Source organism: Rhizorhabdus histidinilytica (genome assembly GCF_900167915.1).
In the GTDB taxonomy this organism is placed as follows: Bacteria; Pseudomonadota; Alphaproteobacteria; order Sphingomonadales; family Sphingomonadaceae; genus Rhizorhabdus; species Rhizorhabdus histidinilytica.
This window is the reverse complement of the sequence record NZ_FUYM01000008.1, coordinates 14,335-40,872: the sequence shown is the minus strand read 5'-3', so window position 1 is coordinate 40,872 and position 26,538 is coordinate 14,335. Positions and strand designations below refer to the sequence as shown.

29 protein-coding genes and 1 tRNA gene are annotated in these 26,538 nt (G+C 67.0%); 8 read left to right on the top strand and 22 right to left on the bottom strand.

Going from position 1 to position 26,538, the window contains the following annotated elements; all coding sequences use genetic code 11:
• Positions 1-2 precede the first annotated feature (2 nt).
• The 6 genes from B5X82_RS17220 to B5X82_RS17195 form a co-directional block, all read right to left on the bottom strand.
• On the bottom strand, positions 3-863 hold the full coding sequence (locus B5X82_RS17220) for an AraC family transcriptional regulator (protein ID WP_079649417.1): 861 nt from the start codon (positions 861-863) through the stop codon (positions 3-5).
• 23 nt (positions 864-886) lie between these two features.
• Positions 887-1,453: a cyclase family protein gene (locus tag B5X82_RS17215; RefSeq protein WP_079649589.1), complete on the bottom strand. Its 567-nt coding sequence runs from the start codon at positions 1,451-1,453 to the stop codon at positions 887-889.
• A gap of 121 nt (positions 1,454-1,574) precedes the next feature.
• Complete coding sequence (gene rsmA, locus B5X82_RS17210) at positions 1,575-2,408, bottom strand: 16S rRNA (adenine(1518)-N(6)/adenine(1519)-N(6))-dimethyltransferase RsmA (RefSeq protein ID WP_079649416.1); 834 nt, start codon at positions 2,406-2,408, stop codon at positions 1,575-1,577.
• On the bottom strand, positions 2,405-3,400 hold the full coding sequence (gene pdxA / locus B5X82_RS17205; protein ID WP_079649415.1) for a 4-hydroxythreonine-4-phosphate dehydrogenase PdxA: 996 nt from the start codon (positions 3,398-3,400) through the stop codon (positions 2,405-2,407). The genes rsmA and pdxA overlap by 4 nt, the downstream gene beginning before the upstream one ends.
• A 4-nt stretch (positions 3,401-3,404) precedes the next feature.
• Positions 3,405-4,745: a peptidylprolyl isomerase gene (locus B5X82_RS17200; protein WP_079649414.1), complete on the bottom strand. Its 1,341-nt coding sequence runs from the start codon at positions 4,743-4,745 to the stop codon at positions 3,405-3,407.
• 75 nt (positions 4,746-4,820) lie between these two features.
• The gene (locus B5X82_RS17195; RefSeq protein ID WP_079649413.1) at positions 4,821-7,067 is read right to left on the bottom strand and encodes an LPS-assembly protein LptD; all 2,247 of its coding nucleotides are present in this window, start codon (positions 7,065-7,067) and stop codon (positions 4,821-4,823) included.
• 155 nt (positions 7,068-7,222) lie between these two features.
• On the opposite strand from B5X82_RS17195, the gene B5X82_RS17190 reads away from it, so the two are divergent.
• The gene (locus tag B5X82_RS17190; RefSeq protein ID WP_079649412.1) at positions 7,223-8,692 is read left to right on the top strand and encodes a leucyl aminopeptidase; all 1,470 of its coding nucleotides are present in this window, start codon (positions 7,223-7,225) and stop codon (positions 8,690-8,692) included.
• A gap of 1 nt (position 8,693) precedes the next feature.
• Here B5X82_RS17190 and cofC read toward each other — a convergent pair whose 3' ends face one another.
• Genes cofC through cofE form a run of 3 tightly spaced genes read right to left on the bottom strand, consistent with a single transcriptional unit; the run spans position 8,694 to position 10,967 of the window.
• Positions 8,694-9,275, bottom strand: coding sequence for a 2-phospho-L-lactate guanylyltransferase (gene cofC / locus B5X82_RS17185; protein ID WP_079649411.1), 582 nt, complete (start codon positions 9,273-9,275; stop codon positions 8,694-8,696).
• 1 nt (position 9,276) lies between these two features.
• Positions 9,277-10,200 carry a 2-phospho-L-lactate transferase gene (gene cofD, locus B5X82_RS17180; protein ID WP_079649410.1) on the bottom strand — a complete coding sequence of 308 codons (924 nt, stop codon included), beginning with the start codon at positions 10,198-10,200 and terminating at the stop codon, positions 9,277-9,279.
• Positions 10,197-10,967 (bottom strand): coenzyme F420-0:L-glutamate ligase, encoded by a 771-nt coding sequence (gene cofE, locus B5X82_RS17175; RefSeq protein ID WP_079649409.1) that lies wholly within the window; start codon positions 10,965-10,967, stop codon positions 10,197-10,199. Before cofE ends, cofD begins: the two co-directional genes overlap by 4 nt.
• Positions 10,968-11,167: 200 nt before the next feature.
• On the opposite strand from cofE, the gene B5X82_RS17170 reads away from it, so the two are divergent.
• The 4 genes from B5X82_RS17170 to gdhA all read left to right on the top strand — a co-directional run bounded on the left by B5X82_RS17170 (position 11,168) and on the right by gdhA (position 15,145).
• Entirely contained in the window at positions 11,168-12,574 is a 1,407-nt protein-coding gene (locus B5X82_RS17170) for a cytochrome ubiquinol oxidase subunit I (RefSeq protein WP_079649408.1), read from the top strand.
• The gene (cydB, locus tag B5X82_RS17165) at positions 12,571-13,575 is read left to right on the top strand and encodes a cytochrome d ubiquinol oxidase subunit II (RefSeq protein WP_079649407.1); all 1,005 of its coding nucleotides are present in this window, start codon (positions 12,571-12,573) and stop codon (positions 13,573-13,575) included. Before B5X82_RS17170 ends, cydB begins: the two co-directional genes overlap by 4 nt.
• A complete protein-coding gene (locus B5X82_RS17160; protein ID WP_079649406.1) occupies positions 13,556-13,684 on the top strand; it encodes a DUF2474 domain-containing protein in 129 nt (42 codons plus the stop codon). The genes cydB and B5X82_RS17160 overlap by 20 nt, the downstream gene beginning before the upstream one ends.
• Positions 13,685-13,795: 111 nt before the next feature.
• Positions 13,796-15,145: an NADP-specific glutamate dehydrogenase gene (gdhA, locus tag B5X82_RS17155; RefSeq protein WP_079649588.1), complete on the top strand. Its 1,350-nt coding sequence runs from the start codon at positions 13,796-13,798 to the stop codon at positions 15,143-15,145.
• A gap of 53 nt (positions 15,146-15,198) precedes the next feature.
• Here the strand turns inward: gdhA and B5X82_RS17150 are convergent, their stop codons facing one another.
• From B5X82_RS17150 to B5X82_RS17135, 4 genes are all read right to left on the bottom strand, one after another.
• Positions 15,199-16,311, bottom strand: a complete 1,113-nt coding sequence (locus B5X82_RS17150) for a hypothetical protein (protein WP_079649405.1) — start codon at positions 16,309-16,311, stop codon at positions 15,199-15,201.
• On the bottom strand, positions 16,308-16,982 hold the full coding sequence (locus B5X82_RS17145; RefSeq protein ID WP_079649404.1) for a hypothetical protein: 675 nt from the start codon (positions 16,980-16,982) through the stop codon (positions 16,308-16,310). The genes B5X82_RS17150 and B5X82_RS17145 overlap by 4 nt, the downstream gene beginning before the upstream one ends.
• Positions 16,983-17,004: 22 nt before the next feature.
• Positions 17,005-17,820, bottom strand: a complete 816-nt coding sequence (locus B5X82_RS17140; RefSeq protein WP_235862714.1) for a hypothetical protein — start codon at positions 17,818-17,820, stop codon at positions 17,005-17,007.
• A gap of 230 nt (positions 17,821-18,050) precedes the next feature.
• The gene (locus B5X82_RS17135) at positions 18,051-18,980 is read right to left on the bottom strand and encodes a LysR substrate-binding domain-containing protein (protein ID WP_079649403.1); all 930 of its coding nucleotides are present in this window, start codon (positions 18,978-18,980) and stop codon (positions 18,051-18,053) included.
• Positions 18,981-19,096: 116 nt separating this feature from the next.
• Here B5X82_RS17135 and B5X82_RS17130 point away from each other — a divergent pair, with 116 nt between their 5' ends.
• Both B5X82_RS17130 and B5X82_RS17125 read left to right on the top strand, forming a co-directional pair.
• Positions 19,097-19,966, top strand: a complete 870-nt coding sequence (locus B5X82_RS17130; protein WP_079649402.1) for a pirin family protein — start codon at positions 19,097-19,099, stop codon at positions 19,964-19,966.
• A gap of 139 nt (positions 19,967-20,105) precedes the next feature.
• A complete protein-coding gene (locus tag B5X82_RS17125; RefSeq protein ID WP_079649401.1) occupies positions 20,106-20,747 on the top strand; it encodes a hydrolase in 642 nt (213 codons plus the stop codon).
• A 138-nt stretch (positions 20,748-20,885) separates the two neighbouring features.
• Here the strand turns inward: B5X82_RS17125 and B5X82_RS17120 are convergent.
• Positions 20,886-20,962: transfer RNA gene (locus B5X82_RS17120), tRNA-Arg, on the bottom strand.
• A gap of 59 nt (positions 20,963-21,021) precedes the next feature.
• On the opposite strand from B5X82_RS17120, the gene B5X82_RS17115 reads away from it, so the two are divergent.
• On the top strand, positions 21,022-21,768 hold the full coding sequence (locus tag B5X82_RS17115; protein ID WP_079649400.1) for a queuosine precursor transporter: 747 nt from the start codon (positions 21,022-21,024) through the stop codon (positions 21,766-21,768).
• Between the two features lie 4 nt (positions 21,769-21,772).
• Here the strand turns inward: B5X82_RS17115 and B5X82_RS17110 are convergent, their stop codons facing one another.
• The 8 genes from B5X82_RS17110 to B5X82_RS17075 form a co-directional block, all read right to left on the bottom strand.
• A complete protein-coding gene (locus B5X82_RS17110; protein ID WP_079649399.1) occupies positions 21,773-22,105 on the bottom strand; it encodes a YnfA family protein in 333 nt (110 codons plus the stop codon).
• Entirely contained in the window at positions 22,105-22,524 is a 420-nt protein-coding gene (locus tag B5X82_RS17105; protein ID WP_079649398.1) for a GFA family protein, read from the bottom strand. Before B5X82_RS17105 ends, B5X82_RS17110 begins: the two co-directional genes overlap by 1 nt.
• On the bottom strand, positions 22,521-23,186 hold the full coding sequence (gene purQ, locus B5X82_RS17100) for a phosphoribosylformylglycinamidine synthase subunit PurQ (RefSeq protein WP_011951273.1): 666 nt from the start codon (positions 23,184-23,186) through the stop codon (positions 22,521-22,523). The genes B5X82_RS17105 and purQ overlap by 4 nt, the downstream gene beginning before the upstream one ends.
• 13 nt (positions 23,187-23,199) lie before the next feature.
• Positions 23,200-23,430 (bottom strand): phosphoribosylformylglycinamidine synthase subunit PurS, encoded by a 231-nt coding sequence (gene purS / locus B5X82_RS17095; protein ID WP_011951274.1) that lies wholly within the window; start codon positions 23,428-23,430, stop codon positions 23,200-23,202.
• A gap of 70 nt (positions 23,431-23,500) precedes the next feature.
• Complete coding sequence (locus B5X82_RS17090; RefSeq protein ID WP_079649397.1) at positions 23,501-24,364, bottom strand: FAD:protein FMN transferase; 864 nt, start codon at positions 24,362-24,364, stop codon at positions 23,501-23,503.
• 95 nt (positions 24,365-24,459) lie between these two features.
• On the bottom strand, positions 24,460-25,287 hold the full coding sequence (locus tag B5X82_RS17085) for a DUF4198 domain-containing protein (RefSeq protein WP_079649396.1): 828 nt from the start codon (positions 25,285-25,287) through the stop codon (positions 24,460-24,462).
• 11 nt (positions 25,288-25,298) lie between these two features.
• Positions 25,299-25,781, bottom strand: coding sequence for a DUF2271 domain-containing protein (locus B5X82_RS17080; protein ID WP_176152610.1), 483 nt, complete (start codon positions 25,779-25,781; stop codon positions 25,299-25,301).
• An 11-nt stretch (positions 25,782-25,792) separates the two neighbouring features.
• A complete protein-coding gene (locus B5X82_RS17075) occupies positions 25,793-26,461 on the bottom strand; it encodes a PepSY-associated TM helix domain-containing protein (protein ID WP_377266548.1) in 669 nt (222 codons plus the stop codon).
• Positions 26,462-26,538: the final 77 nt, after the last annotated feature.

Genomic DNA, 26,538 nt, shown 5'->3' with positions numbered 1-26,538 from the left:
GGTCAGGCGTCGGCGGGAGTGATCCCGTCGGGCGTCATGCGAAGGACGACGCCTTCCGACGCCTGATCCGGCTTCGCGCCCATGGCTTCGGAGAAATAGCGCGCGGGCGTGGTGCCCAGCAGGCGCCGGAACATCGCGATGAAGGCGCTGACGCTTTCATAGCCGAGATCATGGGCGATCGTGGCGACAGACCGGCCCATGGCGAGGTGCTGCAGGGTCAGCCCGATATGGAGTTGCTGTCGCCAGCGGACGAACGACATGCCCGTTTCGCTGCGGAGCAACCGGGACAAGGTGCGGCTGCTCGCACCGACCCGGCTGCCCCATTCCTCCAGGCTGAGCCGCAGCGACGGCTGCTCGCGCACCGCCTCGGTCAGGCGGCGTAGCCGCCGGTCGGCGGGGAAGGGCAGGTGGAGCGGCTCGACCGGAGCCGCCTGCAATTCGTCCAGAAGCACAGCGGCCAGCCTGGCTTCGCGCGAATCCCCCTCGGGATAGAGCTGCGGGCTGCGGATGAAACGCAGGATGAGTTCGCGGAGCAGCGGCTGCACGAAGACGATGCAGCATGCGCCGGGCATGCGCTCGGCGAGATCCGCGACGACATAGAGCGCGCCGGCTTCGAAATGGCCGCTGGCGTCCGCCATATGCTCGACGCCTTTGGGCAGCCAGAAGGCGCAGCGGGGTGGCACCGTCCAGATGCCGGTCGCGGCCTGGACGGTGATGACGCCGCTGATCACATAGAGCAGCTCCGCCTTGTCATGCCGATGCAGCAATCCTTCGGCCGTCGGCGTGCCCCGGATGGTCAGGCCGACCAGCGGCCGCGGGACCAGGTCGGGATCCTCGGTCCCGGCGGGCAGGCGCTCGGTCATCGCGTCCCTGCCATGGCGATGCGTCAGTCCGCCTCGACCAGCACACGGCACGGCAACCCGGTCAGGTCGACCCGGTTGAGTGGCGCTGTATAGACGGTAAAAGGCTGAGGGATATCAAGAAGTTTATCGACGTTATTGAGATTCTCAATGATGAAGACGCCATGGTCGGCGCAATATTGATCGACCGCTGGATGCTTCTTGGGCGGCTGTGCGCCCGCCGCGTCGACGCCGATCAGCGATACGCCGGCCTCGACCAGATGACGGACGAGCTCGTCCGAGAGCTCGGCGCTCTTGTGGATATATTCGTCGACGATGTCGTAGCCCAGCTGCCCGACCCAGCCCGAATGGAAGATCACGAAATCATCCTTCTCGATCCGGATGTCGCCGAGGTCGGCGACCTCGATTTCCCGGTCGCGGATGTGCGAGATGTCGATCACCTTGCCGCGGGTCTTGAACTTCTCCAGCGGAAAGCTCTTGTCCATCACGTCGAAATGCGTGCCGGCATGGCCGGCGTCAATGATCTTGCGGACGAATTCCTCGCCCCCGGTGATCTGGTCGGTCGAGATCGGCAGTGAAAGATCGATGAGCATCGTCGGTTTCTCCATGATCGGCCCTGTGGGGATATCCCGATCATAGCCGCCCCATGTGCGGGCGGCATGGAGCGACCCGGCCAACCAATGTCGCGATCGCGCCATAAACGGCCGGTTGGGGTCAGGCCTCCAATGTCCGTGCCAGCGCGACGAACTCGTCGACCGTCACCGTCTCGGCGCGCCGTTCGGGGTCGATGCCGACCGTCGTCAGCGCCTCGACCGCGCCCTTCACGCCCTTGAGGCTCTGGCGCAGCATCTTGCGGCGCTGGCCGAAGGCGGCGGCGGTCAGCGTCTCGATCGCCGTCATGCTCGCCCCTTCGGGCTGCGCGGCGGGGACGACATGGACGATCGCCGACATCACCTTGGGCGGCGGCACGAAGGCCGAGCGGTGGACGTTCATCGCGATCGCGGGGGTCGCGCGCCACTGCGCCAGCACGGCGAGGCGGCCATAGGCCGCGCTGCCCGGCTTCGCCACGATACGCTCGGCCACCTCCTTCTGGAACATCAGCGTCAGCGAGCGCCACCAGGGCGGCCAGGCGTCGAGCGTCATCCAGCGAACGAACAGCGCGGTGCCGACATTATAGGGCAGGTTGGAAGCGATGTGTGCGCCGTCGCCGGCCTCCGCCCGCTCGTCGATCTTCATTGCGTCGGCGGAAATCACCCGCAACCGCCCGCCCGAAGCCTGGTTGAGCTCTTCGAGCGCGGCGAGGCAGCGGTCGTCGCGTTCGACCGCGACGACCGAAGCGCCGGTGCCGAGCAGCGCTCGGGTCAGCCCGCCGGGCCCGGGGCCGACCTCATAGACCGTCTGGCCGTCGAGATCGCCGGGAACGCGCGCTATCCGGTCGAGCAACTGCCCGTCGAGCAGGAAATTCTGCCCGAGCGCCTTGTTCGCGCTGAGCCCGTGGCGCGCGATCACCTCGCGCAACGGCGGAAGGTCCGGCAGTGCGCGGCTCATGCGTGGACGAGGCGGTTCCGGGCGGCTTCCGCGGCCAGCGCGATCGCCGCGATCATCGCGCCCGGATGCGCCTTGTTCTCGCCAGCAATGGCGAAGGCGGTGCCGTGGTCGGGCGCGGTCCGCACGATCGGCAGGCCGAGCGTCATGTTGACGCCCTCGTCGAAATGCAAGGTCTTGAGCGGGATCAGCGCCTGGTCATGATAGAGGCACAGCGCGCAATCATATTGGGCGCGGGCGCGGGTGTGGAACATGGTGTCGGCGGCGAGCGGCCCGACGATGTCGATCCCCTCGGCGCGAAGCTGCTCGACGGCGGGAATGATCAGGTCGATCTCCTCTCGCCCGATCGCGCCCTGTTCCCCGGCATGCGGATTGAACCCCGCTATGGCGAGGCGCGGGCGCTCGATCCCGAAATTGCGGCTGAGCCCACGGTCGGTGGCGCGCGCCTTGGCGACGATCAGGTCGACCGTCACATGGTCGGCCACCTCGCGCAGCGGCATATGGGTGGTGATCGGGACGGCGCGCAGGCTCGGCCCCGCCAGCATCATCACCGTGTTGGCCGATGCCACGCCGCAGCGTTCGGCGACGAACTCGGTCTGGCCGGGATGAGCGAAGCCGATCGCGTAGAGCTGCGCCTTGGCCACCGGTGCGGTGACGAGCCCCCCGACCATCGTCGAACGCGCGAGTCCGGCCGCCAGTTCGAGCGAGTCGAGCGCGCAGCGGGCGCCGGCCAGGTCGGGCTGGCCCGGAATGATCGGCCCGGTGTCCGAAATCTGGATCAGCGGCAGCGCGTCGGCGAAATGGGCGGCGGCTTCGTCGGGGCTGGCGATCTGCCGGATCGGCCCCTGCCATACGGCTTCGATCGAGCGCCGGTCGCCGACCGCGAAGAACGGGGCCAGACGCTGCGCTTCGCGGGCATCCCAGGCCTTGGCGACGATCTCGGGACCGATCCCGGCGGGATCGCCCAGCGCGACGGCGAGAGGCCCTATCTCCATCGCCTCATCGATATTCGATGACGGCGTCGCGCCGCAGGTCGCGCAGATAGCGCTGGGCGCGGCGATTGACGCGCTCCTGCTCGATCTGCGACTGAATCTGCTCGAACGACGGACCCGACGAGGGCGTCGGATCGTCGCGGCCGCACAGGATCAGCGCGCGGATGCCGTCGCGCAGCGAGCCGAACGGCGGGGTCGACTGGCCGATCTGCAGGTTGAGCATCACTTCCTGGAGCTGCGGCGGCAGGTCGCGGATCTTCATCTGGTCGTTGTTGACGACCTCCGCGCCGATATTGGCGGCGACCTCGTTGGCGTTGCCGCAGCCCTTGATCTGCTCGAGCGCCTTGGCGAACGCCTCGACCTTCGGGGTCGCCTGCGCCTGGGTGATGCCCGGCGGGAAGTTGACAGTGAGCTGCTTGAGGAGGAGCTGCGCGTCGCGCGGATCGGCGCCGAGCACCTGGCGCTTGTCGCTCAGCAATAGGATCGAATAGCCGCCGGGGATGGCGATGGGCTGGCTGATCTGGCCGGGCTGGAGCTGGTTGACGACCGAGGCGAGCTGGTCGGGAAGCTGCTCGGCGCGGACCCAGCCGAGATCGCCGCCGACTGCCGCGGTCGAGGCTTCGGAGAACTGCCGCGCATAGGCCGCGAAGGAGGCGCCACGGCGGACCTGGTCGATGATCCGCTCCGCATTGGCGCTGGCTTCGTTCATCGTCTCGGGCGTTGCCGACAGGAATATCTCGCCGACATGATATTCGTTGGCGCCCTTCGACGCCTTGAGGCGGGCGATGATCGCGTTGACTTCCTCGTCGCTGACCGCGACGAAGGGCTCGACCTTGCGGCTGAGCACGCGCCGCCAGGCGGCCTCGCCCTCGATCTGCCGCTTGATCGACGCCTGGGACGATCCCTTCTCGCGAAGGAACTCGGCGAACTCCTTGGGCGACTTGCGGAAATTGGCGGCGACCCGGTCATAGGTCTGCTGCACCTCCTCGGGCGATACCTCGACCTTCTGGGCGGTTGCCTCCTGGATCTGCAGCGTCTCGTCGATCAGGTTGCGCAGCACCTGCAGGCGCAGGCGCTCGCGTTCCTCGTCGGGGATGTTGCCGCCGTTCGCCGCGATCACCAGCGCCAGCCGCTGCTCGACGTCGGTCTGGGTGATGATCGTGCCGTTGACGATCGCCGTCGCGGTGCGGATGTTCGGGTCCCTGTTGCCGAAGACGGTGATGTCCTTCGGGATATTGAGGCCGCCGACGTCCTCGTCGTCCATCATCGTCTGGGCGATGATCGGCGTCGCCAGGGCGATCGCCCCGACCGCCGCCGCCGTCATCCAAAAGCCGCCCCGCCTCAGCATCAGTCCACGCACCTAGTCACATCCTCAATCTGGCCAGACGGGCTGTCCCCTGGCATGCGCCCGCTGAATGCAGGCTTAGCGGCCCAAATTCTTGAGCGCCAGTCGCAACAGGAAGGTATTTCCGCGCCGGGCATCGCCGATCGCGTCATATTCGCGCCGCCAGGTGACGCCAAGCTCGATGCAATCGTCATCGTAGAGGATACCCAGACGATGCCGAATCGGCTGATATCCGTCGGATAGCGTCAGCGGATCCTCGCGCCGGCCGGTCAGGTCGATCACGGTCGAGCCGAACACCGACCAGTAGCGCGCGATCTGGATGCGGGCGCCGAGGCGAACCTCCTCGCGGTCGCGCAGGTCCTCGATCGTCGCGGCGATATCGCGGTTGAGCTTGAGATAGCCGATCGTCGCATAGGTCCGCTGGGTGCCGATCGTCGCGTCGATCTCGTTGCGGCGGACCGCGAAATTGTCCTTGTCGAGGCGGAAGCGGTGGGTGAGCTCGAGGAAACGGCCATATTTGACGGTGGTGCGGCCGACGATGTCCGACAGCCGGTCCGACAGGCCGGTGCCGACCGGCAGCAGCGTCGACTTGTTCGACAGGCGGTAGCTCTGTCCGATCACCGTGTTGAACGAGATGCCCGGCAGGTCTACCGCCCATTCGGCGCCATAGGTGATGCGGCTGCCGTCTTCCCAGCGGTCGTAGCCCGAGAAGCGGTTGAGCGCGAACAGGTTCGAATCCTCGAGGTCGATCGCGCGGGCATCCTCGTTCGGGATGCTCAGGTTACGGGTCTTCGGGCTGGCGACGATCTGGACGCGCGGGGTGATCCGCTGCGATCCGCCCAGGAATGCGCCGACGAAGGGCCAGCGCATGTCGGCCGCCACCGCCGCGATGCCGCGCGTCGTCCAGCCCGGATCGCCGCGATAGACGATCGTCGAGGTCCGTCCGACCTGGTCGGTATGGTAGATGTCGCCGCGGCCATAGGCGGTCAGGGTGAATTCCTGGCCGAGCGGGGTGTAGCGGCGCATGTCCCACTGCACGGCGGCGAAGGCGCGCTGCGTGTCCTGGCCGTCGGTGCGGAGCAGCGCGAGGCTGTTCGCCTGTATGTTGAGCGTGCCGCCCACCCAGGGATCGGCCATGCGCAGGCGATAGTCGATCGCGGGCAGGGCGATAGGCTGTTGGCCCTGCTTGTCGTTGGTGCGGAGCGTCTGCACCGCCCAGCCCTTGATCGACAGATAGCTGTTCGGGGTGATCCGCTCCGCCTGGATCTGGTTGCGAAGGCGATCGTCGCGCGAGATGTCGTAGCGGCGCAGGAAGGTGCGGTCGCTGGTCCCGCGGATCGAGCCTGACAGCGTCCAATAGGGATCGAGCTGGAAACGGCCATTGGCGTCGATATAGCCGCGAATGTCCTTGTTGCCGTTCGGCACGGGCGTGGTGCCGGTCGTCGCCGCGAAGCGCGAGCTGTAGGTCAGCATGCCCGCGGCCTGCCAGGCGCCGTTGTCGGTCAGCGCGCGATACTGCGCCTCGATCGCCGGCAGCACCTTGGTGTAGACGTGTGGGGTGATCGTCAGGTCGCGATTGGGCGCGAGCTGGAAATAATAAGGCAGGCCGAGCTCGGCGCCGTTTACCCGGCTGTACTTGACGTCGGGCAGCAGCAGGCCCGATCCGCCGCCGCCGCTGCCGTCGGGATGCGACAGGCCGGGCAGCCACAGGATCGGCGCACCGAGGAAGCTGATCCGTGCCCCGTCATAGCTGATCCGGTGCTTGTTCGGATCATGGACCACGCGCACCGCGCTGATCTTCCAGATCGGCTCCTTGGGGCAGCCCTTGCTGTCGAGCACCGCGCAGGGCGTGTAGACCGCCTTGTCGAGGGTCGTGACCTCGTTGCGGCGCACGCCGTGGACCGCCGCAAGGCGACCGCCGTCGTTGAGGACGAGCAGCAGATTCTCGATCACGCCGTCGCGCAGCGAATCGGTCAGCTCGACCGAGTCGCCGTAGAGCGTGTCATTGCTCGAATTGACCACGGCGACATTGCCTTCGGCGCGGACGACGCCGGTCTTCTGGTTCCACTGGACCTTGTCGGCGCGCAGCCGATCACCCTGCCGCATCATGCGGACATTGCCGGTCGCCGTGACGATCTCGGCATTGTCGTCGTAGGTCAGCGTATCGGCGGCGAAGGTGACTTCCTGCTCGTTAGCCGGGGTCGGCGCGTCTCCCTGGAGCGGTGGGCCGGCGGCGGGCGTCATGATGTTCTGCGCGCGAAGCGGGGTGGCCGCGAACGGCAGGGGCAGGGTGGTCGCCAGCAGGAACAGGATCGGCTTCTTCACGCTACCCCTTATGACGCGCGGACGGATCGCCCGAAATATGCGTTCGCGCCGCCTATCGCACCCGACGCCCGGCTGCAATCCTCTGGCGAACCCCCGTTGCGACGCACGGGGGCTGGCCCTAGATGAGGGCAACACAAAAAAGGAAGCTTTCCCCGATGCGCATCAGCTTTGTCGACAGTCGGCCGGCCCGGCCTCACGCCCTTGCGATCGCGGTCGCGCCCGCCACGATCGGCGGCGCCGGCCTCGCCGCGCTGCCCGAAGCGGTCCAGCCGCTGGCGCGCGCCGCGGCCCAGGCCAACCGGTTCGACGGCGAGAGCGGTGCGGTCGTCGAGTTCTTCGGCGAGACCGATGCGGCGCATCGCCGCCTGCTGCTCGTCGGCGTCGGGTCGAAGAATGATTTCGAGCGGGCCGGCGCGGCGCTGGTGGCCAAGCTGCTGACCTCGGGCGAGACCGCGCTGGTGGTCGACCTCTCGGCGGTCGCGGGCGACAAGCCGGCCGATGCGGCAGCCGCGCTTGCCTTCGGCGCGGTGCTGCGCGCCTGGCGCCACGACGCCTATCGCACCAAGCTCGACGCCAAGCAGCGCCCGTCGCTGGAGGAGATCGTCATCGTCGGCGGCGGCACTGGCGCGGCAGACGCCTGGAAAGACCGCGAGGCGGTCGCCGAAGGCGTGATGTTCGCCCGCACGCTGGTCGCCGAGCCCGCGAACATCGTCTATCCGGAGAGCTTCGTCGAACGCTGCCGCACGCTCGCCGACCTCGGCGTCAAGATCGAGGTCCTCGACCGCGACGCGATGGCAAAGCTTGGCATGGGTGCGCTGCTGGGCGTCGCACAGGGCTCGGTGCGCCAGCCCCAGTTGCTGGTCATGACCTGGGACGGCACCGGCGGCGCCGAGCCGCCGGTCGCCTTCGTCGGCAAGGGCGTGACCTTCGACACCGGCGGCATCTCCCTCAAGCCGCCGGCCGGCATGGAGGACATGAAGTGGGACATGGGCGGCGCGGGCGCCGTCGCGGGAGCGATGAAGGCGCTGGCGCTGCGCAAGGCGAAGGCGCACGTCATCGGCGTCTGCGGCCTGGTGGAGAATATGCCCGACGGCAATGCCCAGCGCCCCGGCGACGTCGTGACCTCCATGTCGGGCCAGACGATCGAGGTGATCAACACCGATGCCGAAGGGCGGCTCGTCCTCTGCGACGCTCTGACCTGGGTGCAGAAGACCCGCAATCCGAAGACGATCGTCGACCTCGCCACCCTGACCGGCGCGATGATCATCTCGCTCGGCCACGAATATGGCGGGATGTTCGCCAACGACGACTCGCTGGCCGACCAGCTTTCCGCCGCCGGCAGCGCAGTGGGCGACAAGCTGTGGCGGATGCCGCTCGGCGACGCCTTCGACAAGCTGATCGATTCGCCGATCGCCGACATGAAGAATGTCGGCCCGCGCGAGGGCGGCTCGATCACCGCCGCGCAGTTCCTCAAGCGCTTCGTCGATGACGGCGTCCGCTGGGCGCATCTCGACATCGCCGGGATGGTCTGGGCCTCGAAGCCCGGCGCGACATGGGACAAGGGTGCGACCGGTTACGGCGTGCGCCTGCTCGACCGCTTCGTCGCCGACAATTTCGAGAAATAGGTCAGCGACGGTGCCAAGCGGCCAGGTCGGCGGGCGTATCGATGTCATCCGCCAGGCCTGGCCGTTCGACGACCACCGCCTCCAGCTTCGCCGCCGCCGCCGCGGCGAGATGCGCGGTAAGGCTGTCCATCCCATAGCGGAACGGTATCGCCCCGGCCGGGCGCATCCGGAGCGCGTTGGTGCCGGTCCGCAGCCGATCGGTGGCGATCGCGATCGGCGCCGGCGCGTCGAGCAACGCTCGCACGTCGTCCATGGTCAGCGCGGGCAGGTCGCTGCTCAGCGACAGCAGCGATCCGGCGTCGCGCCCGATGGCGAAACGCGCACCCTGTTCGAGCGCCGCGTTGAGATCGTCGCCACTCTCCTCCAGCGCATGGCCACCAAGCGCCGCCACCTCCCCGCGCAGCGCGGCCGACCGGCTGACCAGGATGATCCTTTCGGGAGGAAAAAGCTCCCTTCCGATCTTCAGGACATGCCGGAACATATTGTAATTGAGTGCCGATCTCTGGTCAGCATCGATTGTCGTGGCGAGCCGACTCTTGCCTTCCTCGGGCGGCCGGACAGCCAAGAGAAGATGGCCGTCCATCTCAGCGCAGGCGCTGCGCGAAGGCGATCGTCTCGGCGGCGAGGCGGCGCTGGTCGTCGAGGTCGCGCATCAGCGTGGCGGTGACGTGCAGGGCGGTATTCCCGGCGTCGGCCGCCGCATCGACGTGATCGATGACGATGCCGTCGAGCAGCCCGTCATAATAGGCCGCGAGCCCCGGGGGGGTGGTGGCGAGGCCGATCTCGCCCATGATCTTGGCGGCGGGCCCCTTCACTGCCTGGCCGCCGATGAAGGGCGACACGGCGACGATCGGGACGCCCCGCGCCGCCAGCGCCGTCCGGACGCCGGGCAAGGCGAGGATGGGCGTGATGCTGAGCACCGGGTTGGACGGGCAGAGGATCACCGCTTCCAGCGCCGGATCGGCGATCGCGTCGAGCAGGCCGGTCGAGGGTCGGGCCGTCTCGATCCCGTCGAAGCTGATCGCCCGGAAGCGAGGCTCCGCGCGGCGGCGGACGAAATAATGCTGGAAGGGCAGTTCGCCCTCGTCGGTGTCGATCATCGTCCGGACCCGATCGTCGCTCATCGGCACGATGCGGTGGGCGATGCCCATCCGTCCGGCGAGCAGGGCGGTGATCTCCGACAGCGCAAGCCGCCCGATCATGCCGGTGCGCAGCACATGGGTGGCGAGGTCGCGGTCGCCGAGGTTGAACCAGCTTTCGCCGCCGAGCTTGCCGAGCGCATCCATGAACGCCCAGCTCTCGCCCGCCAGTCCCCAGCCCTGGGCGGCGTTGTTGATCCCCGCCAGCGTGTAGCAGACCGTATCGATGTCGGGGCAGACGAGCAGGCCGAGATGCTCGAAATCGTCGCCGGTGTTGACCGCGATCGTCAGATCATCGGGCGGCAGGATCGCCGCCAGCCCACGCGCGAGCCGCGCCCCTCCGACGCCACCGGCCAGCGCCAGGATCATGCGAACAGGTCCATGTGGCGCGGACGGATCAGGTCGGCGGCGCTGCCGTCGCGGCGATCATGCTCGACCCCGCGCACGATGACGATCGGGCGGCCCTCGTCGGCCTGGCCCATGACGAGCGAGGCGGCGGCGGCGACCTCGTCGGCGAGGCCGAGCTCGCTGGTCTCCAGCCGCCGGCCGTGCAGGTCCTCGCGCCCGCGCAGGTCGAGCAGCGCGGGCATGCCGGCGACGCCGATCGCGGTGCCGGTGGTGCCGGTGCGCCAGGCACGGCCGAGGCTGTCGATGATCAGCACCGCGACATCGACGCCGCAGCGCTCTGCGAGGGCGGCGCGCAGTGTGCGGGCGCTGGCGTCGGGATCGACGGGGAGGAGCAGGGCGCGGGGCTGGCCGTCATGGTCGATGTTCGACTGGTCTATCCCGGCATTGGCGAGGACAAGGCCCAGCCGGTGGCGGACGATCAGCACGCCCTTGCGAACGCGCATCACCTCCTGCGCCTCGGACAGGATCAGCTCGACGAGGCGCGGGTCCTTGTCGACCTGCCGGGCGATGTCGATCGCCTGGGCCGAGGCGGTGACGCCGGCCAGCTCGACCAGCCGCCCCTCCGCCTTGGAGACGATCTTCTGGGCGAGGACGACGATGTCGCCGTCGACGAGCGACCGGCCGCTCGTTTCCAGCGCGGAAGTCACGACCGCGGCGAGATCGACGCCGCCTTCGATCAGCGGCACGCCCGCCAGCGGGAAGAGCGACAGGGAGGTTTCGGTGACCATGGGCGGGGCTTAGGTCGGGGCGGCGACAGGCGCAATCGCGATGGCGCGCCACATTGGGAAATATACGAATCGACACGTTTTTTCCTGCACTGCGGCAAAATGCTGGTATAGCCGCGCCGCGGCCGGAAACCGCCGGACCGCTTCGACTCGGGGGCGTTCCGTTGCCGGTCCGCCTCGGCCTAGAGGGGAGCATCGCACCGATGCTGGACGCCTTCGATCCCGTGGTGCTGGCGCGCATCCAGTTCGCCTTCACCGTCAGTTTCCATTTCATCTTTCCGTCCTTCTCGATCGGGCTGGCCAGCTATCTGATGGTGCTGGAGGCGCTGTGGCTGAAGACGGGCAACGCGATCTACGCCAATCTCTACCGCTACTGGCTGAAGATCTTCGCGATCGCCTTCGCCATGGGGGTCGTGTCGGGGATCGTCATGTCTTACCAGTTCGGTACGAACTGGTCGGTGTTCAGCGACAAGGCGGGGGCGGTGATCGGTCCGCTGATGGCCTATGAGGTGCTGACCGCCTTCTTTCTGGAGGCGGGGTTCCTCGGCGTCATGCTGTTCGGGATCAACAAGGTGGGGAAGGGGCTGCACTTCGCCGCGACCTGCGCGGTCGCGATCGGCACCTTCATATCGGCCTTCTGGATATTGTCGGCGAACAGCTGGATGCAGACCCCGGTCGGCTACGAGATCGCGGCGAACGGACAGTTCGTGCCGGGGCCGAGCTGGGCGGCGATCATCTTCAACCCTAGCTTCCCCTATCGCCTCGTCCACACCGTCATCGCCGCCTATCTGACGACGGCGTTGGTGGTCGGCGGCGTCGGTGCCTGGCATCTCCTGCGCGACAGCGCCAATCGCGGCGCGCGAACGATGTTCTCGATGGCGATGTGGATGGCGGCGCTGGTGGCGCCGATCCAGATCCTGGCCGGCGACATGCACGGGCTCAACACGCTTGAGCATCAGCCGGCCAAGGTGATGGCGATGGAAGGCCATTATCAAAGCCATCCGCACGGTGCGCCGCTGATCCTGTTCGGCATTCCGAACAGCGCGGAGCAGCGGGTCGATATGGCGGTCGAGCTTCCCAAGATGTCCTCGCTGATCCTCAAGCACGATCCCGACGCGCCGCTCGCCGGGCTCGACACCGTGCCCGCGGACGAGCATCCGCCGGTTGGTATCGTCTTCTGGTCGTTTCGGATCATGGTCGGGATCGGTTTTGCGATCTTCGCTCTCGGCCTGCTCAGCCTGGTCGCGCGGGTCCGGGGGCGGCTCTATGACTGGCCGCTGCTCCACCGCCTCGCCATCCTGCTTGGCCCGGCCGGCTTCGTAGCGGTGATCGCGGGCTGGGTCACGACCGAGGTCGGCCGCCAGCCCTATGTCGTCTATGGGTTGCTGCGCACCGTCGATGCCGCCTCGCCACTGGCGGCGCCGGCGGTAGGCGCGTCGCTGCTCGCCTTCATCATCGTCTATTTCGCCGTGTTCGGGGTGGGCGTCTGGTACATCCTCAAGCTGATGGCGAAGCCGCCCCAGCGCGGTGAGAGCGCCGAGCCGGCCGCGGGGCCGATCCGCAGCGCCGGCATCACCCCCGCGCCGGCCGTCGAAGGAGAAAGACCATGATCGGCTTCGACCTCACCCTCGCCTGGGCGGCGATCATCGCCTTCGCGGTGGCCGCCTATGTCGTGATGGACGGCTTCGACCTGGGCATCGGCATCCTCTTCCCCGGCTTTCGGGTCGGTGGCGAACGCGACATGGCGATGAACAGCATCGCCCCGGTCTGGGATGGCAACGAGACCTGGCTGGTGCTGGGCGGGGGAGGGCTGATGGCGGCCTTTCCGCTCGCTTATGCGATCATCCTGCCGGCGCTCTACGCCCCCCTGACGGCGATGCTGCTCGGCCTCGTCTTCCGCGGCGTCGCCTTCGAATTCCGCTGGCGCGATCCCGGGCATCGTGCCTTTTGGGATGCGGCCTTCTGCGGCGGATCACTGGTCGCGACGCTGGCGCAGGGCATCACCCTCGGCGCGCTGCTGCAGGGCATCGAGGTCGGCGGGCGGGCCTATGCCGGCGGTTGGTGGGACTGGCTGACGCCTTTCTCGCTGCTGACCGGGGTGAGCCTCGCGATCGGCTATGCACTGCTCGGCGCAGGCTGGCTGATCTGGAAGACCGAGGGTGCGCTTCAGGCCGACGCGCGCCGCTTCGCCCGACCTCTATGCCTGGCGCTGCTCGTCGCGATCGCCGCTGTGAGTGCCTATACGCCCTTCCTGGAAGGTAAATATCATGAGCGCTGGTTCGGCTATCCGGGCCTGTTCGTGACGATTCCGGTGCCGCTGCTCGTCGCCGTCGGCGCGCTGCTGCTGTGGCGGTCGATCGGGGGACGGCGCGACGGCATGCCCTTCCTGCTGACCCTCGGCCTGTTCGGCCTGTCGATGCTGGGGCTCGCCATTTCGATCTATCCCGACGTGGTTCCGGGCCGGGTGACGATCTGGGAGGCGGCAGCGCCCGAGCGGAGCCAGCTCTTCATGCTGGTGGGAGCCGTGGTGCTGGTGCCGATCATTCTTGGCTACACCAGCTGGGCCTATTGGGTGTTCCGCGGCAAGGTCGATGAAGCCGGCTACCACTGAACCCGGCCCGCTCTGGCGGCGGCTCGCCTGGTTCGTCGGCATCTGGGCGGCGAGCGTCGCCGTGCTCGGCCTCGTCGCCTGGGCCATCCGGCGAATGATCAACGGCTGATCCGTTCGCCCCGCCACCGCCTTGAAACCGCCCGCATGACGACTGACGGGTTGCGAAACATGCAACGATTGCTCCAAAGGCATGTGCGAAACGTGCTCCATGGAGGTGTTGTTGAGCAATATTGATGAGAAGTTGCAGCCCGTTCTTGATGAAGTATTGCGTCGAAACGCCGGAGAAGCCGAATTCCACCAGGCTGTGCGCGAAGTGCTGGAAAGCCTGGGCCGCGTGGTCGCCAAGCATCCCGATTATGCCGAACAGGCGCTGATCGAGCGCATCTGCGAACCCGAGCGGCAGATCATTTTCCGCGTGCCGTGGGTCGACGATTCGGGTCAGGTCCAGATCAACCGCGGCTTTCGCGTACAGTTCAACTCGGCGCTCGGCCCCTATAAGGGCGGCATCCGCTTCCATCCCTCCGTGAACCTCGGCATCGTCAAGTTCCTGGGCTTCGAGCAGATCTTCAAGAATGCGCTGACCGGCATGCCGATCGGCGGCGGCAAGGGCGGTTCGGATTTCAACCCGCGCGGCCGCTCCGACGGGGAGGTGATGCGCTTCTGCCAGGCGTTCATGACCGAGCTTCAGCGCCACCTGGGCGAATATACCGACGTGCCGGCGGGCGACATCGGCGTCGGCGGGCGCGAGATCGGCTACATGTTCGGCCAGTTCAAGCGGCTCAACAACCGCTATGAGGCAGGCGTGCTGACCGGCAAGGGCCTGGTCTATGGCGGCTCCCGCGCGCGGACCGAGGCGACCGGCTACGGCCTCGTCTATTTCGTGCAGCGAATGCTGGCCACGAAGGACCAAGCGTTCGACGGCAAGCGCGTCGTCGTGTCGGGTTCGGGCAATGTCGCGATCTACGCTATCGAGAAGGTGCGCCAGTTCGGCGGCAAGGTCGTCGCCTGCTCCGATTCGAACGGCTATGTCCTCGACGAGGATGGCATCGACCTCGATCTGCTCAAGGAGATCAAGGAAGTACGCCGTGAGCGGCTGTCCGAATATGCACGCGCTGCGGGCGCCAGGGCGCATTATATCGAGAACGGCTCGATCTGGGACGTCCCGTGCGACATCGCGCTGCCCTGCGCGACCCAGAATGAACTGACCGCCAAGGATGCGAACACCCTGATCAGGAACGGTGTGATCGCGGTGGGTGAGGGCGCCAACATGCCGTCGACCCCGGAGGCCGTGGACCTGTTCCAGCGCGCCGGCGTGCCGTTCGCGCCGGGCAAGGCTGCCAATGCCGGCGGCGTCGCCACCTCCGCGCTGGAGATGCAGCAGAACGCCTCGCGCGACAGCTGGTCGTTCGAGCAGACCGAGGAGCGGCTCGCGCAGATCATGCGCAACATCCACGACAATTGCGCCGAGACGGCCGAGGAATATGCGGCGCCCGGCGATTACGTGCTTGGCGCCAACATCGCCGGTTTCGTCCGCGTCGCCGAGGCGATGCGCTCGCTCGGCGTGATCTGATCGTCGCCGAAGGGGCTGCGCGCGGCTCGGCGCGGTCCCTTCGGACGCCGGCCCTATCGGCCGGCGGCGGGGAGGGTGGGCATCTGCCCGTCATGATCCTCGGGCGCATCGATCGTCCGCATCCATTTGACCGACGCCACATGCCATTGCGGGTTGTTCTTGCGCAGCAGCGCGAACAGGCCGGGCAGATGCATCGCGCCATAGGTGAGGTAGACGCGCGGCCTGGGCTCGGCGATCAGCCGGGCCGCGAGTTGGCGGTTGCGGAAGTCGATCAGCACCCGGTCGAGCGGATCGCCCGAGGGCGGACCGTTAGCCCGCGTCAGCGACAGCGTCATGAAGCCGCGGCACAGGATGCCGGCAATGGCGCGCTGCCCCTCCGTTCCCTGCCGGAGGAAACGGATCGCGGCTTCCATCCGGTCGGGCGAGGCCGCGTCGCTCTTCGACCTTGCGGCCATCGCCTTGGAGAAGCCCGGATCGGTCGCCATCAGCCGGTCATATTCCCGCTTCAGGTCGAATGTGCTGACGTCCGCGACGATGTGCGAGGCGGGATGGACCTGCGCATCGCGGCCGAGAAGCTGGAAATAATCGTTCTGGAACTGGAGGCCGCACAGGTCGCCCAGCGCGCGATAGGTCTCGCTGAGATCGCGGCCGCCGGTCACCGTCCGGTCGAGCCAGGCGTCGGCTTCGGGCGTCGCGGGCCGGACGCCCTCATAATAGAGGACATAGCCCCGCGAGAGTGCATCTTCGAGGTCGTAGACCACCGACTTGTAGAAGCGCTCGATCCCGACATGCTGCATACCTTGGAAGACGATCGTCTTGTGGCCGTTGGTGAGCGTGACCTGTGGCACCAGGGCGGGACGCATCTGCGTGACGGCGGCGAGATAGTAGATCGGCGCGGCGAGCAGGATCGACAGGACGAAGAACAGCGCCACCGCCCACCCGATCCAGCTTTGTAGCAAGGTCCGGCGCGGTCGGAGCAGCTTCCGGAAGAGCCAGGCCAGCGGCAACGCGATCAGTGCGGCCAGCAGCGCGACCACCGGCAGCGCCCAGCCCGTCGCCTGGACGAGGATCGGCAGCGCGAGGAGGAAGCCGAGCCCGGCCACGAACCAGAGGATCGCGCCCAGTCGGATGCCCCAGCGGCGGGAGGAGGAAATGTCGCGCGTCATGGTGCCCCAACGATCAGGATGCTGGCGATGCCGTTGAAGATCGCCGCGGCCAGCCAGGTGCCCAGCACCGAACGAATGGCGGCGGACCGCGTCATATGGCTGTGGCGGCGCAACCAGATGGTTTCGATGCGCAGATACCAGGCGACGCCGAGCAGGGCGACCGCGAAGCCGCTCAGGACGACCGCCGGGTGCTGCGCGCGCACGAGGATCGCGGCGATGCCTAGGATGAGGGCGGCAGGGCCGGCGATGTAGCATTGCGCGAAAAAGGGTTGGCGGAGGGTCTCGCGGTCGAGCGGCAGGCCCTGCGCCTTCAGCCGGCGCGCCGCGAACATCAGCGGATAGATGGAGAAGAGGACGAAGCGCAACAGCAGGAGGTTCTGGTCCGACGTCATGAACTGCTGGCCGATCGGACTGGTGGCCTTGGGCAAGCTGCTATGCGAACCGATCTCGATCAGGTGCGACAGCAATATGGTGAGCAGCAGGAACAGCGGCGGGCTGAGCATGTCCGTGAACTGGTCCTCGGCGGGGTCCCTCAATTCCCTTTCGGAATAAAGCAGCATCTCCATCGGATGCCGGACCGACCGCCACAGCGTGCGCGGATAGAAGATCAGCCAGCTCATCACTTCATAGAGCAGTTCCTCGATCGACTGGAAAAGGCGCAGGAAATCCACGTCTTCCGCCTCGCGCCAGGCGTCAGCGGCAGGCCGATGGCTTGATCGCGGCGATGTAGCGGATGCGCCCGTCCTTGACGGCAACCTGCACGCACTGGCCGGTTCGCTCGTTCGACCGGATCGTATAGGCGGAATCGCCGGCCTGATAGGCGTTCACGGTCCGGAAGCCGCGCTTCTGGAGCTCGACGTCTGCGCTCGCCGCCCGCTGGGTGACGAGGTCGTTGACGTTGACCGAGGCGCGATAGCCGCCGGCATCGTCGGCATGGCCGTCGCGATGCCGGGTTTCGTTGCCGCGCTGGGCGACGCCCTTGGAATAGCCGTCCGAATAGGCATCGGCCCGATCGTAATTATGGTAGGATTGCGCATAGAGGCCGTCGCGATAGCCGCGCTCGAATTGCGAATCCGCGGCCTCGTCGTCGAGATGCTTCCCATTGTCGTGATTGTGCGAGCTGTGCGCGAGCGCCGCCACCCCGACGAGGGCAACGCCGATGGCCGCTGCCGCCGCCGCGCCGGAGCCGTCTTTCCCGTCCGCCTTCGCGCTGCCCTGGTTGCAGTCGGCCGCCGGCGTCGTCGTGATGGCATCGAACCGCCCGTCGAAAACGGCCACCGACACGCAGGCGCGGTGCTTCGGCTGCCACCAGTAGCTCCACGCCCGATCGTCGCCCTTCTGGGTCTTGATATGGACATAGCCCCGTTCTTCTAGCTGCGTCTCGCCGCCGGCCGCGCGGGCACCGACCAGGTCACCCAGGTCGCGCGGCGCCTGCGCTGACGCGATAGAGGACAACAGGAGCGGTCCGCAGGCGGCGATGATGCTCAGATGGCGGATCGTCACGGGCATCCCCTCGCAATTCGTTACGACTGTCCAACCAGAATGTGTGGCGACCCTGTTCGGGGCAAGCGCTTTTTTTGGGCGGAACCGGGGCCGCAACTTCACGAATGATCGAATGGCGGTGCCAGTCAGGTGTTCGGGATTTCGAACCGAAGTGGCGCGCCCAGATGATGAAGATGAGAACTGGTCGATAATCGCTCTTTGAGGTGCCGGTGCCCCCATTTTCAACTCTTCGCGAGTCAAGCGGAACGCCATGATGGTATGTTTCCGACGGCGTGGCGCTGCATCGCGCATTCGCGGCCCAGAAAGTCGAGCAGCGCACGAATGGAGGGCAGCAGGCCTCGCCGCGAAGGAAACACCGCATGGACAATGCCGGCACGAGGCCGCCAGGCCGGCAGCACATGGACAAGCCGTCCGGCCTCTATGTCTCCCCAGATCATCATCGTAGGAAGCTGAACGACACCCACCCCAGCCATCGCTGCTTCGCGCAATGCCGCCATGTCATCGGTAACGAGACGCGGCCGGTGTGGAATGACCGCCTCTTGACCGTCGTCATGATCGAGCCGCCAACAATGCTCGCGATGCGGGGGAGCGAGATCGAGGCTGGGCAGCCCGGCAAGATCGCCTGGCGATGACAGCGCTGCCGTAACCAGCGTCGGGCTAGCGACCAGACACTGCGTGCTTTCATCAAGGCGGCGCATGACGAGATCGGTCGGCTCCAGGGGCGGGAAGCGAACACGGATCGCAATATCGAAGCCCTCGGTGATCACGTCGACGCGTCGGTTGGTGCTTTCCAGATGCACCTCGACGGCGGGGTTCTCGAGCATGAACCGGGCGATCAGCGCGCCGAACTGGAAGTTGGCGAGCGCAACCGGGCAGCTTACCCGGATGACGCCGCGCGGTTCGGCGCGGACCTGCGCGATCACCTGTTCGGCGGCCTCGGCCTCGACCAGCATGGCGACACAGCGATCATGGAACTCGCGGCCAATCTCGGTGACGGAGAAATGGCGCGAAGAGCGGTTGAGCAAGCGCACGCCCAGGCGCTCCTCCAGCAGCAGGATGCGGCGGCTGAGTTTGGATTTCTGAATGCCGAGCGCGCGTCCGGCGGCCGCGAAGCCGCCGTGATCGACCGTCTGGACGAAGTAATAAAGGTCGTTGAGGTCCTGCATCGTCCTATTTTTAGGACGCAGCGACGGGATTTACAATCTTCCGGCCCCGACGTCGCAGATCTATTTTCGGCGCAATAGCGAGGAAGCCAAGGAGCGCCTCGCGCCGGAGACAAACCATGACCAAACAAATCCTCGGGCGTTACGGCAACAATCGCGGCCATTGGGTGGGCGACGGCTTCCCCGTTCGTTCGCTCTTTTCCTACAATTCGCTGGGCGCACACGTCAGCCCGTTTCTGCTGCTCGACTATGCGGGGCCGCATTATTTCGAGCCGACCACGGATCGACGCGGCGTCGGCCAGCACCCGCATCGCGGCTTCGAGACCGTCACCATCGTATATGACGGCGAGGTCGAGCATCGGGATTCCTCCGGCAATGGCGGCGTCATTGGCCCGGGCGACGTGCAGTGGATGACGGCGGCTGGCGGGATCATCCATGAGGAATATCATTCACCGGCATTTGCGAAGACCGGCGGGCCGTTCCGCATGATCCAGCTCTGGGTCAACCTGCCGGCCAAGGACAAGATGGCCCCGACCGGCTACCAAGGCATCGGCGCCGTCGACATCCCCTCGGTCGATCTGCCCGAAGGCGCCGGCAAGGCCCGGATCATCGCCGGCCAGTTCGGCGGTGTAACGGGACCGGCGCGGACGTTCACGCCGATCAACGTCTGGGACGTGGCCCTCAGCCGCGACGCCGATGTCACACTCGACCTGCCCGAAGGTCATACCGCCATGGTGGTCGTGCTGACCGGCCATGTCACCGTCAACGGCGCGCAGGGCGCGGGCGAGGCGGAGATGATCCTGCTCGACCGCAAAGGCAGCGACGTCAGCGTCCATGCCGATGGCGATGCGAAGCTGCTGGTCCTGACCGGCGAGCCGATCGACGAACCGATCGTCGGCCACGGCCCGTTCGTGATGAACAACGAGGCGGAGATCCGCCAGGCCATCGACGACTATAACAGCGGCCGGTTCGCCAGGATCGCTGCCTGAACGGATGGCCCCGCCGCCTCATGCGGTCGGTCCATCTTCATGCAATTGGGGCGGCATTGCTCGCTTCCGTCCCTCACCGCCAGGCCTGCACCCGCGCGGCGCCACGGCGAGCGCCTGAAAAGCAAGGAAGGAATGATCCATGTCCAGCGAACCGATCCGCGATCCCAAGGCCGATCATCTGCTCACTCCGCAGAACGCAGCCTTCATCATCATCGACTATCAGCCTGTCCAGGTGAACTCGATCGCCTCGATGGACCGCCAGCTCCTGGTCAACAACATCGTCGGCTGTGCGAAGGCGGCGGTGGCTTACGGGCTGCCGGTGATCCACTCGACGGTGAACGTCGAGACCGGACTCAATAGGCCACCCGTGCCCCAGGTGCGCAAGGCGCTTGAAGGCTATCCGACCTACGATCGCACGACGATCAACTCGTGGGAAGATGTCGAGTTTAAAAAGGCGGTGGAGGAGACCGGCCGCAAGAAGCTTATCATGACCGCGCTGTGGACCGAGGCGTGCCTGACCTTCCCGGCGCTCGACGCGCTCGCCGAAGGCTATGAGGTCTATGTGCCCGTCGATGCCGTCGGCGGCACGTCGGTCGTCGCGCACGAGGCAGCGTTGCGCCGGATCGAGCAGGCCGGTGGCAAGATGATCTCTGTGCCACAATTGTTCTGCGAACTGCAACGCGACTGGAAGCGTGCCGAGACAGTGCCCGCCTTCATGAACCTGTTCATCGAGACCGGCGGCACTGCCGGGCTCCAGTTCGCCGCCGATAAGGCGGAATGACCGGATATATCCCGCCGCCGCGACCATCGCCCGGCGGCGGGATGCCGGAGATTGACCATGCCCATCCCGGCTGAGTTCTCTCTTTTGTTCGGGAATGGTCGCAAGCGGAAACGCCGGATTTCGTGCTCCCGGTGGCTATGGCGCGCCCGGCAGGATTCGAACCTGCGACCCCAAGCTTAGAAGGCTCGTGCTCTATCCAACTGAGCTACGGGCGCGCGTCGGGCCGGCAGATAGCGTGGATTGCGCTCGGATGGAACGACGTTAGTGTGACCTTATGAACGATAGCAGCGCCGCGCCTGTCGCCTCCGACGCCGAAGCCATCCGGGGCCGGCATTTCCGCTATTTCGATTTCGTCATGGCGGCGTTCGTCACCATCCTGCTGCTGTCCAACGTGCTGGGTGCGGGCAAGGTGGCGGTGGTCCATATCCCCGGTATCGGTCCATGGCCGTTCGGCGCGGGCATCCTGTTCTTCCCGGTCGGCTATGTGATCGGCGACATCATGACCGAGGTCTACGGCTATGGCCGTGCCCGCCGCTGCATCTGGGCGGGTACGGCGGCGCTGCTGTTCATGGTGGTGATGAGCCTCGTCGTCGTGGCGCTGCCGCCCGACAAGAACTGGACCGGGCAAGCGGCCTATGAACAGGTGTTTGGGCAGGTACCGCGCATCGTCATCGCCTCGATCACCGCCTTCTGGGCGGGCGAGTTCGTCAACAGCTACGTCCTCGCCAAGATGAAGCTGTGGACCGGCGGCAAGCATCTGTGGACCCGCACGATCGGATCGACCGTCGCTGGGCAGGGGGTGGACAGCCTGATCTTCTATCCGCTCGCCTTCCTCGGCGCGGAAGGATGGACGAGCAACCTGGTGTTCAAGGTGCTCGTCACCCAGTGGGTCCTCAAGGTGAGCTGGGAGGTTATCCTGACCCCGGCCACCTATGTCGTGGTCAACTTCCTCAAGAAGCGCGAGGGCATCGACGTCTTCGACGAGGGCACCGACTTCACCCCGTTCAGAACACGGGTATAGGCGATCAGGCCGTGCGCGGTCCGAGCAGGATGATCGCGCTTCCCGCGACGGACAGCAGCGCGCCGATCAGGTCCCAGCGGTCGGGCCGGCCGCCCTCGACTGCCCACATCCAGCCGAGCGACGCGCAGATGTAGATGCCGCCATAAGCTGCGAAGGCGCGACCTGCTGCGGCGCTGTCGACACGGGTGAGGAGCCAGGCGAACAGGATCAGCAGCCCGATGCCGCCGGCCGCCCAGAAGGGCGACCTGCCGAGCCGCAGCCAGGCCCAGAAGGCGAAGCAGCCGCCGATCTCGCACAGCGCCGCCGCAATGAAGATGAAAAGGCCGGTGGCCTGCATCAGGCGACAGGCGGAGGCTGGCTTTCGAGGCTGGGTATCTCGGTCGAGATGCAGGCCCAGTCGGGCGCCTGCGAGGTCCAGATCGTCGCCTGCGGACCCATCAGGTTGGGATCGTCGAGTGTGCCGATCCGCAGGAAGATCAAGTGCGGTCGGCTCAGCGCTTCGCTGGTCAGCGGCGTGCCACAGGTGGGGCAGAAGCCGCGCCGCATCGCATTGCCGCTGTCGGCGACGGTCTCGTGATAGCGGATCTCGCCGGTCCAGCTCACCTTGTCGGCCGGGAAGCAGATGTTCGCCGTCGCGGTGCCGCCGCCGAGATACTGGCACAACCGGCACCAGCAGGTGCGCGCCGCCATCGGCTCGGCGTCGATGGTGAAGCGCACCGCGCCGCAGAGACAGCCGGCGCCGTGCGGCGCGGTCACGCCACCGTCTCCAGCAGGCCTTCGAACAGGCGACGGCCGTCGTCATTGCCGTGCGCGGCCTCGATCACCCGCTCGGGGTGCGGCATCATGCCCAGCACGTTGCCCGCATCGTTGAGGATGCCCGCGATGCCGCGTGCCGATCCGTTGACCGCCTCGGCATAGCGGAAGGCAACCCGGCCCTCGCCTTCGATCCGGTCGAGCGTCTCGCGGTCGGCGGTGAAATTGCCGTCATGGTGCGCGACCGGGAAATGGACCTTCTCGCCCTTGTCGTAGCGCGCGGTGAAGGTCGACTGGCTGTTCTCGACGGTCAGCGCGACCTCACGGCAGACGAAGTCCAGCCCTTCGTTGCGCATCAGCGCGCCGGGCAGCAGCCCGGCCTCGGTCAGGATCTGGAAGCCGTTGCAGATGCCGAGCACCGGAACGCCACGGCCGGCGGCCTCGACGATCGCGCGCATGATCGGCGACCGCGCCGCCATCGCGCCCGAACGCAGATAGTCGCCATAGGAGAAGCCGCCGGGCACCGCGATCAGGCCGATGCCGTCGGGCAGCGCCGTTTCCTGGTGCCAGAGCATGTCCGGCGCCTTGCCCGTGACGTCGCGGATCGCGACGGCAAGGTCGCGATCGCAATTGGAGCCGGGAAAGACGATGACCGCGCTCTTCATGATATGCCTCCGATCAGGCCCGTTCGATCCGGAAATTCTCGATGACGGTGTTGGCGAGCAGCTTCTTGCACATCGCCTCGATCTCGGCGTCGCTGACGCCGTCGTCATGGTCGAGCTCGATCAGCTTGCCGGCACGGACGTCGTTGACACCCGAGAAACCGAGCGAGCCGAGCGCATGGTGGATCGCCTTGCCCTGGGGATCGAGCACGCCGCCCTTCAGGGTGACATAGACGCGGGTCTTCATCGCGGCCTCATGTGTTGGAAATTCATGATGCCCTATGGCGACGAAGGCCGTCAGGGGCAAGGGGCCGGGATCAATATTCCAGCATTTCCACGAGCGCGGGGGTGAGCCATTCGCGATCGCCGACAATTCGCGCGGCAATGCCCTCGCGTCGGGCAAGTTCGAGGCCGGCTTCGGGCCCCGCCACCGTCAGCGCCGTCGCCCAGGCGTCGGCGAGCATGGCGCTCCGGTGGATCACACTGACCGAGCGGACGCCGTTTTCGATGGATCGGCCGGTGCGTGGATCGATGCTGTGCGCGCCGCGTCGATAATCGCCCGAGGTAGCGACGGCGATGCCGTGAAGCGCGATGCGCAGCGGCGGCAGAGGGATGCCGGGCGGGTTTTCGAGATCGACCCACCAGGGATCGCCGTCCGGGCGGACGCCGCGCCCGACCAGTTCGCCGCCGATCTCGACCAGCGCATGGGCGATGCCGAGCGCGCCGAGCGTGTCGGCGACCGCGTCCACGGCATGGCCCTTGGCGATGCCCGACAGGTCGAGGGCGAGGCCGCCGGGCTGGAGGAGCCGGCCGTCGCCGAAGCGCAGATGCCGCCATCCCGCCTTGATCCGGGCGCGCGTGAGCGATGCCTGGTCATCGCTGCGCAGGGCGGGATCGGGGCCGAAGCCGGCGAGGTCGACGAGGCGGCCGATCGTCGGATCGAAGGCGCCGCCGCTGCGCGCCGCGACGTCGAGCGCAGTCGAAACCACCGTCGCGAAATCGTCGGGAAGCGTATGCCAGGTACCGGCTTCGGCCCGGTTATAGCCGGAGATCAGCGAATCCGCCTGCCAATGACTCATCTCGACGATGATGGTCTCGAGCCGGGCGAGGATTTCCGTCTCGACCCTGGTGGGATCGCAGCCGGCCGGCGCGGCGAAGCGCGCCGACCAGCTCGTTCCCATCGTCTCGCCGCCGAGCTCGACCAGCGGCCGAGCCGGATCGCGATCGGCGAAAGCCGCGATCGCGATCTCTCTGGGCAGGGCGATGCGGGGGGCGTTCAGGGGAGCAGCACCTCGACGGTCGTCACATAGTTCATCCGGCGCTGGGTCGCGCGCGGCGCCGAGGGCTTGTCGTCGGTCAGCGAGGCATTGATCCAGTACATGCCCGGTGTCGGCCAGTCGATCCTGGCGACACCGTCGGCGCCGGTCGTGAATTCGCGTGCGCCGTCGTCGTTGCGATAGCGCTTGCCGCCGGGGACCACCGTAACCTTCAGGCCATTGGCGGGCTTGCCGTCGACGAGGAAGCGGAAGCTGGCGGGCTCGCCCGCGACCAGCTCGTCGGGATGAGTCACCGGCTGGAATTCGATCCCCTTGCCGGTCGGCGTGAATACCGTGGTGCTCGGTGCATCGGCGGTGATGTAGAGTTCGTTGCGGCCGATCATCTCGGTCAGCTTGACGTCGGTGGCGTCGGCGGGGATGTCCGCGACCGACAGCGGCGGGGTTCCGGCGCCCGGACGACCGCCGACCCGGCGTTCCTCGCCATTGACCTTGAAGCTGCCCATCACGGCGCTGGTGAAGGTGCCGATCTTCCATGTGCCGGGCTTGTCGAGCTTCACGTCGAAGGTCGAACGGTAGCGGCCGGTCGATCCGTTGGCGATCGCGCCTTCGCTGCCGTCGGGCGCCCAGACCTTCACACCGTCGAGCCGCATCGGCTGATGATCGGCGAAGAACAGGTCGTTCGAGGCGGCGGCATCGACCGTCACCCAGCTGTTGGTGCCGGAAAAGACCGTCGCGTTGGGCACCATCCACTGGCGGTGCGCCGAGGCGGCGGCGGGAAGGGCGATGATCGCGGCGGCGGCGATCAGGCGGACGGGGAGGCGCTTCATCGGCGGTCCTTTCAGCGGGCGGAGAGGGTGACGGCGCCGAGCTCGGTCTTGCCGGCCGCCTTGGCGGGCCTGGCCGGGACGCTGATCGGTAGGGTGACATATTCCCGGCCGCCGGTCTCGCGAGCGGCCTCGACCGCCAGCACATAGTTGCCGGGCTTCAGGTCGGCGGGCAGCGGGATCGCGTGGGTACCGGGCGCGCGGGTGGCACCGCTGATGCCGTCGGCGGGCATCTTCGCGCTCTTGCCGCCCTTGCGCCACCAGGCGCGCAGGTCGGACAGCCATTTGGTGCCGGGCTCGTTGCCGCCCTTCTTGACGTCGTACCACACCGCCAGGGTGCGCGCCGCGCCGCCGCCGGTCGGTTCCAGCCACACCGCGACATAGGGGCGGTGATATTCGGCGACCTTGAGCTGCGGGATGGTCACGTTGATCGTCCCCGCCGCCGAGGCGGGGGCGGCGATCATTCCGCCGATGAGCAGGAAGGGCGTAGTGCGCATGGCGATCTCTCTCAATGGACGAAGAGGACGACGATCAGGACCGGTACCACCAGGCCCAGTCCGACGAGCGGCCAGGTCAGGGGGCGCGGCTTGGAATGCATGTAGAGCAGGAACAGGCCGGTCAGCGTGAACAGGATGCAGGCCGCCGCGAAGATGTCGATGAACCAGCTCCAGCCCTCGCCGGCATTGCGTCCCTTGTGGAGATCGTTGAGGTAGCTGATCCAGCCGCGATCGGTGATCTCGGCGGTCACCGCGCCGCTCGCGCGGTCGATGCTGATCCAGGCATCGCCGCCAGGACGGGGCAGGGCGACATAGACCTCGTCATCGGACCATTCGCCTGGCTTGCCACCGGCGTTGAGCGCAAGCCTGGCATCGAGCTCGGCGACGATGGCCGGGGGCAGCGGCGCGCTGTCGGACGCGGGCTTGGCGAGTTGGGCGAGCATCGGCGCCGGCAGCTTCGCCGACAGGTTCTGGACCTGAGGCGAAGCGCCGATCGTCGCGGCATGGTTCAGGGTGATGCCCGTCGCCGCGAACAGCAGCATGCCGATCAGCGAGATGGCGGCACTCATCCAGTGCCAGTTGTGGAGCTGCTTCAGCCACCAGCCGCGCGAGCGATACCAGGGCTTGTGCTGCGGCTTGCGTTTCGCCGGAGGGGCGGGGATGACGGGCGTCTCGTTCACGTCCTGCCGCGTAGCGCGAACGATTTACCCTCGCAATAGCTAATGCGAACTGTTCGCAATAATTCAGCGATGAAATA

What these genes read in the sequence shown, in the direction of transcription:
- cofC (WP_079649411.1), bottom strand. Translation starts at nt 9,275, where the DNA reads ATGGACGGCCATCTTCTCTTGGCTGTCCGGCCGCCCGAGGAAGGCAAG.
- B5X82_RS17150 (WP_079649405.1), bottom strand. Translation starts at nt 16,311, where the DNA reads ATGACGCGCGACATTTCCTCCTCCCGCCGCTGGGGCATCCGACTGGGC.
- B5X82_RS17085 (WP_079649396.1), bottom strand. Translation starts at nt 25,287, where the DNA reads ATGAAGCGCCTCCCCGTCCGCCTGATCGCCGCCGCCGCGATCATCGCC.
- B5X82_RS17110 (WP_079649399.1), bottom strand. Translation starts at nt 22,105, where the DNA reads ATGCAGGCCACCGGCCTTTTCATCTTCATTGCGGCGGCGCTGTGCGAG.
- cydB (WP_079649407.1), top strand. Translation starts at nt 12,571, where the DNA reads ATGATCGGCTTCGACCTCACCCTCGCCTGGGCGGCGATCATCGCCTTC.
- rsmA (WP_079649416.1), bottom strand. Translation starts at nt 2,408, where the DNA reads ATGAGCCGCGCACTGCCGGACCTTCCGCCGTTGCGCGAGGTGATCGCG.
- pdxA (WP_079649415.1), bottom strand. Translation starts at nt 3,400, where the DNA reads ATGGAGATAGGGCCTCTCGCCGTCGCGCTGGGCGATCCCGCCGGGATC.
- cofD (WP_079649410.1), bottom strand. Translation starts at nt 10,200, where the DNA reads ATGATCCTGGCGCTGGCCGGTGGCGTCGGAGGGGCGCGGCTCGCGCGT.
- purS (WP_011951274.1), bottom strand. Translation starts at nt 23,430, where the DNA reads ATGAAGACCCGCGTCTATGTCACCCTGAAGGGCGGCGTGCTCGATCCC.
- B5X82_RS17215 (WP_079649589.1), bottom strand. Translation starts at nt 1,453, where the DNA reads ATGCTCATCGATCTTTCACTGCCGATCTCGACCGACCAGATCACCGGG.
- B5X82_RS17125 (WP_079649401.1), top strand. Translation starts at nt 20,106, where the DNA reads ATGTCCAGCGAACCGATCCGCGATCCCAAGGCCGATCATCTGCTCACT.
- B5X82_RS17220 (WP_079649417.1), bottom strand. Translation starts at nt 863, where the DNA reads ATGACCGAGCGCCTGCCCGCCGGGACCGAGGATCCCGACCTGGTCCCG.
- B5X82_RS17160 (WP_079649406.1), top strand. Translation starts at nt 13,556, where the DNA reads ATGAAGCCGGCTACCACTGAACCCGGCCCGCTCTGGCGGCGGCTCGCC.
- B5X82_RS17080 (WP_176152610.1), bottom strand. Translation starts at nt 25,781, where the DNA reads ATGCGCACTACGCCCTTCCTGCTCATCGGCGGAATGATCGCCGCCCCC.
- B5X82_RS17130 (WP_079649402.1), top strand. Translation starts at nt 19,097, where the DNA reads ATGACCAAACAAATCCTCGGGCGTTACGGCAACAATCGCGGCCATTGG.
- purQ (WP_011951273.1), bottom strand. Translation starts at nt 23,186, where the DNA reads ATGAAGAGCGCGGTCATCGTCTTTCCCGGCTCCAATTGCGATCGCGAC.
- B5X82_RS17115 (WP_079649400.1), top strand. Translation starts at nt 21,022, where the DNA reads ATGAACGATAGCAGCGCCGCGCCTGTCGCCTCCGACGCCGAAGCCATC.
- B5X82_RS17200 (WP_079649414.1), bottom strand. Translation starts at nt 4,745, where the DNA reads ATGCTGAGGCGGGGCGGCTTTTGGATGACGGCGGCGGCGGTCGGGGCG.
- B5X82_RS17170 (WP_079649408.1), top strand. Translation starts at nt 11,168, where the DNA reads ATGCTGGACGCCTTCGATCCCGTGGTGCTGGCGCGCATCCAGTTCGCC.
- B5X82_RS17140 (WP_235862714.1), bottom strand. Translation starts at nt 17,820, where the DNA reads ATGCCCGTGACGATCCGCCATCTGAGCATCATCGCCGCCTGCGGACCG.
- cofE (WP_079649409.1), bottom strand. Translation starts at nt 10,967, where the DNA reads ATGGTCACCGAAACCTCCCTGTCGCTCTTCCCGCTGGCGGGCGTGCCG.
- B5X82_RS17135 (WP_079649403.1), bottom strand. Translation starts at nt 18,980, where the DNA reads ATGCAGGACCTCAACGACCTTTATTACTTCGTCCAGACGGTCGATCAC.
- B5X82_RS17190 (WP_079649412.1), top strand. Translation starts at nt 7,223, where the DNA reads ATGCGCATCAGCTTTGTCGACAGTCGGCCGGCCCGGCCTCACGCCCTT.
- B5X82_RS17090 (WP_079649397.1), bottom strand. Translation starts at nt 24,364, where the DNA reads ATGGGAACGAGCTGGTCGGCGCGCTTCGCCGCGCCGGCCGGCTGCGAT.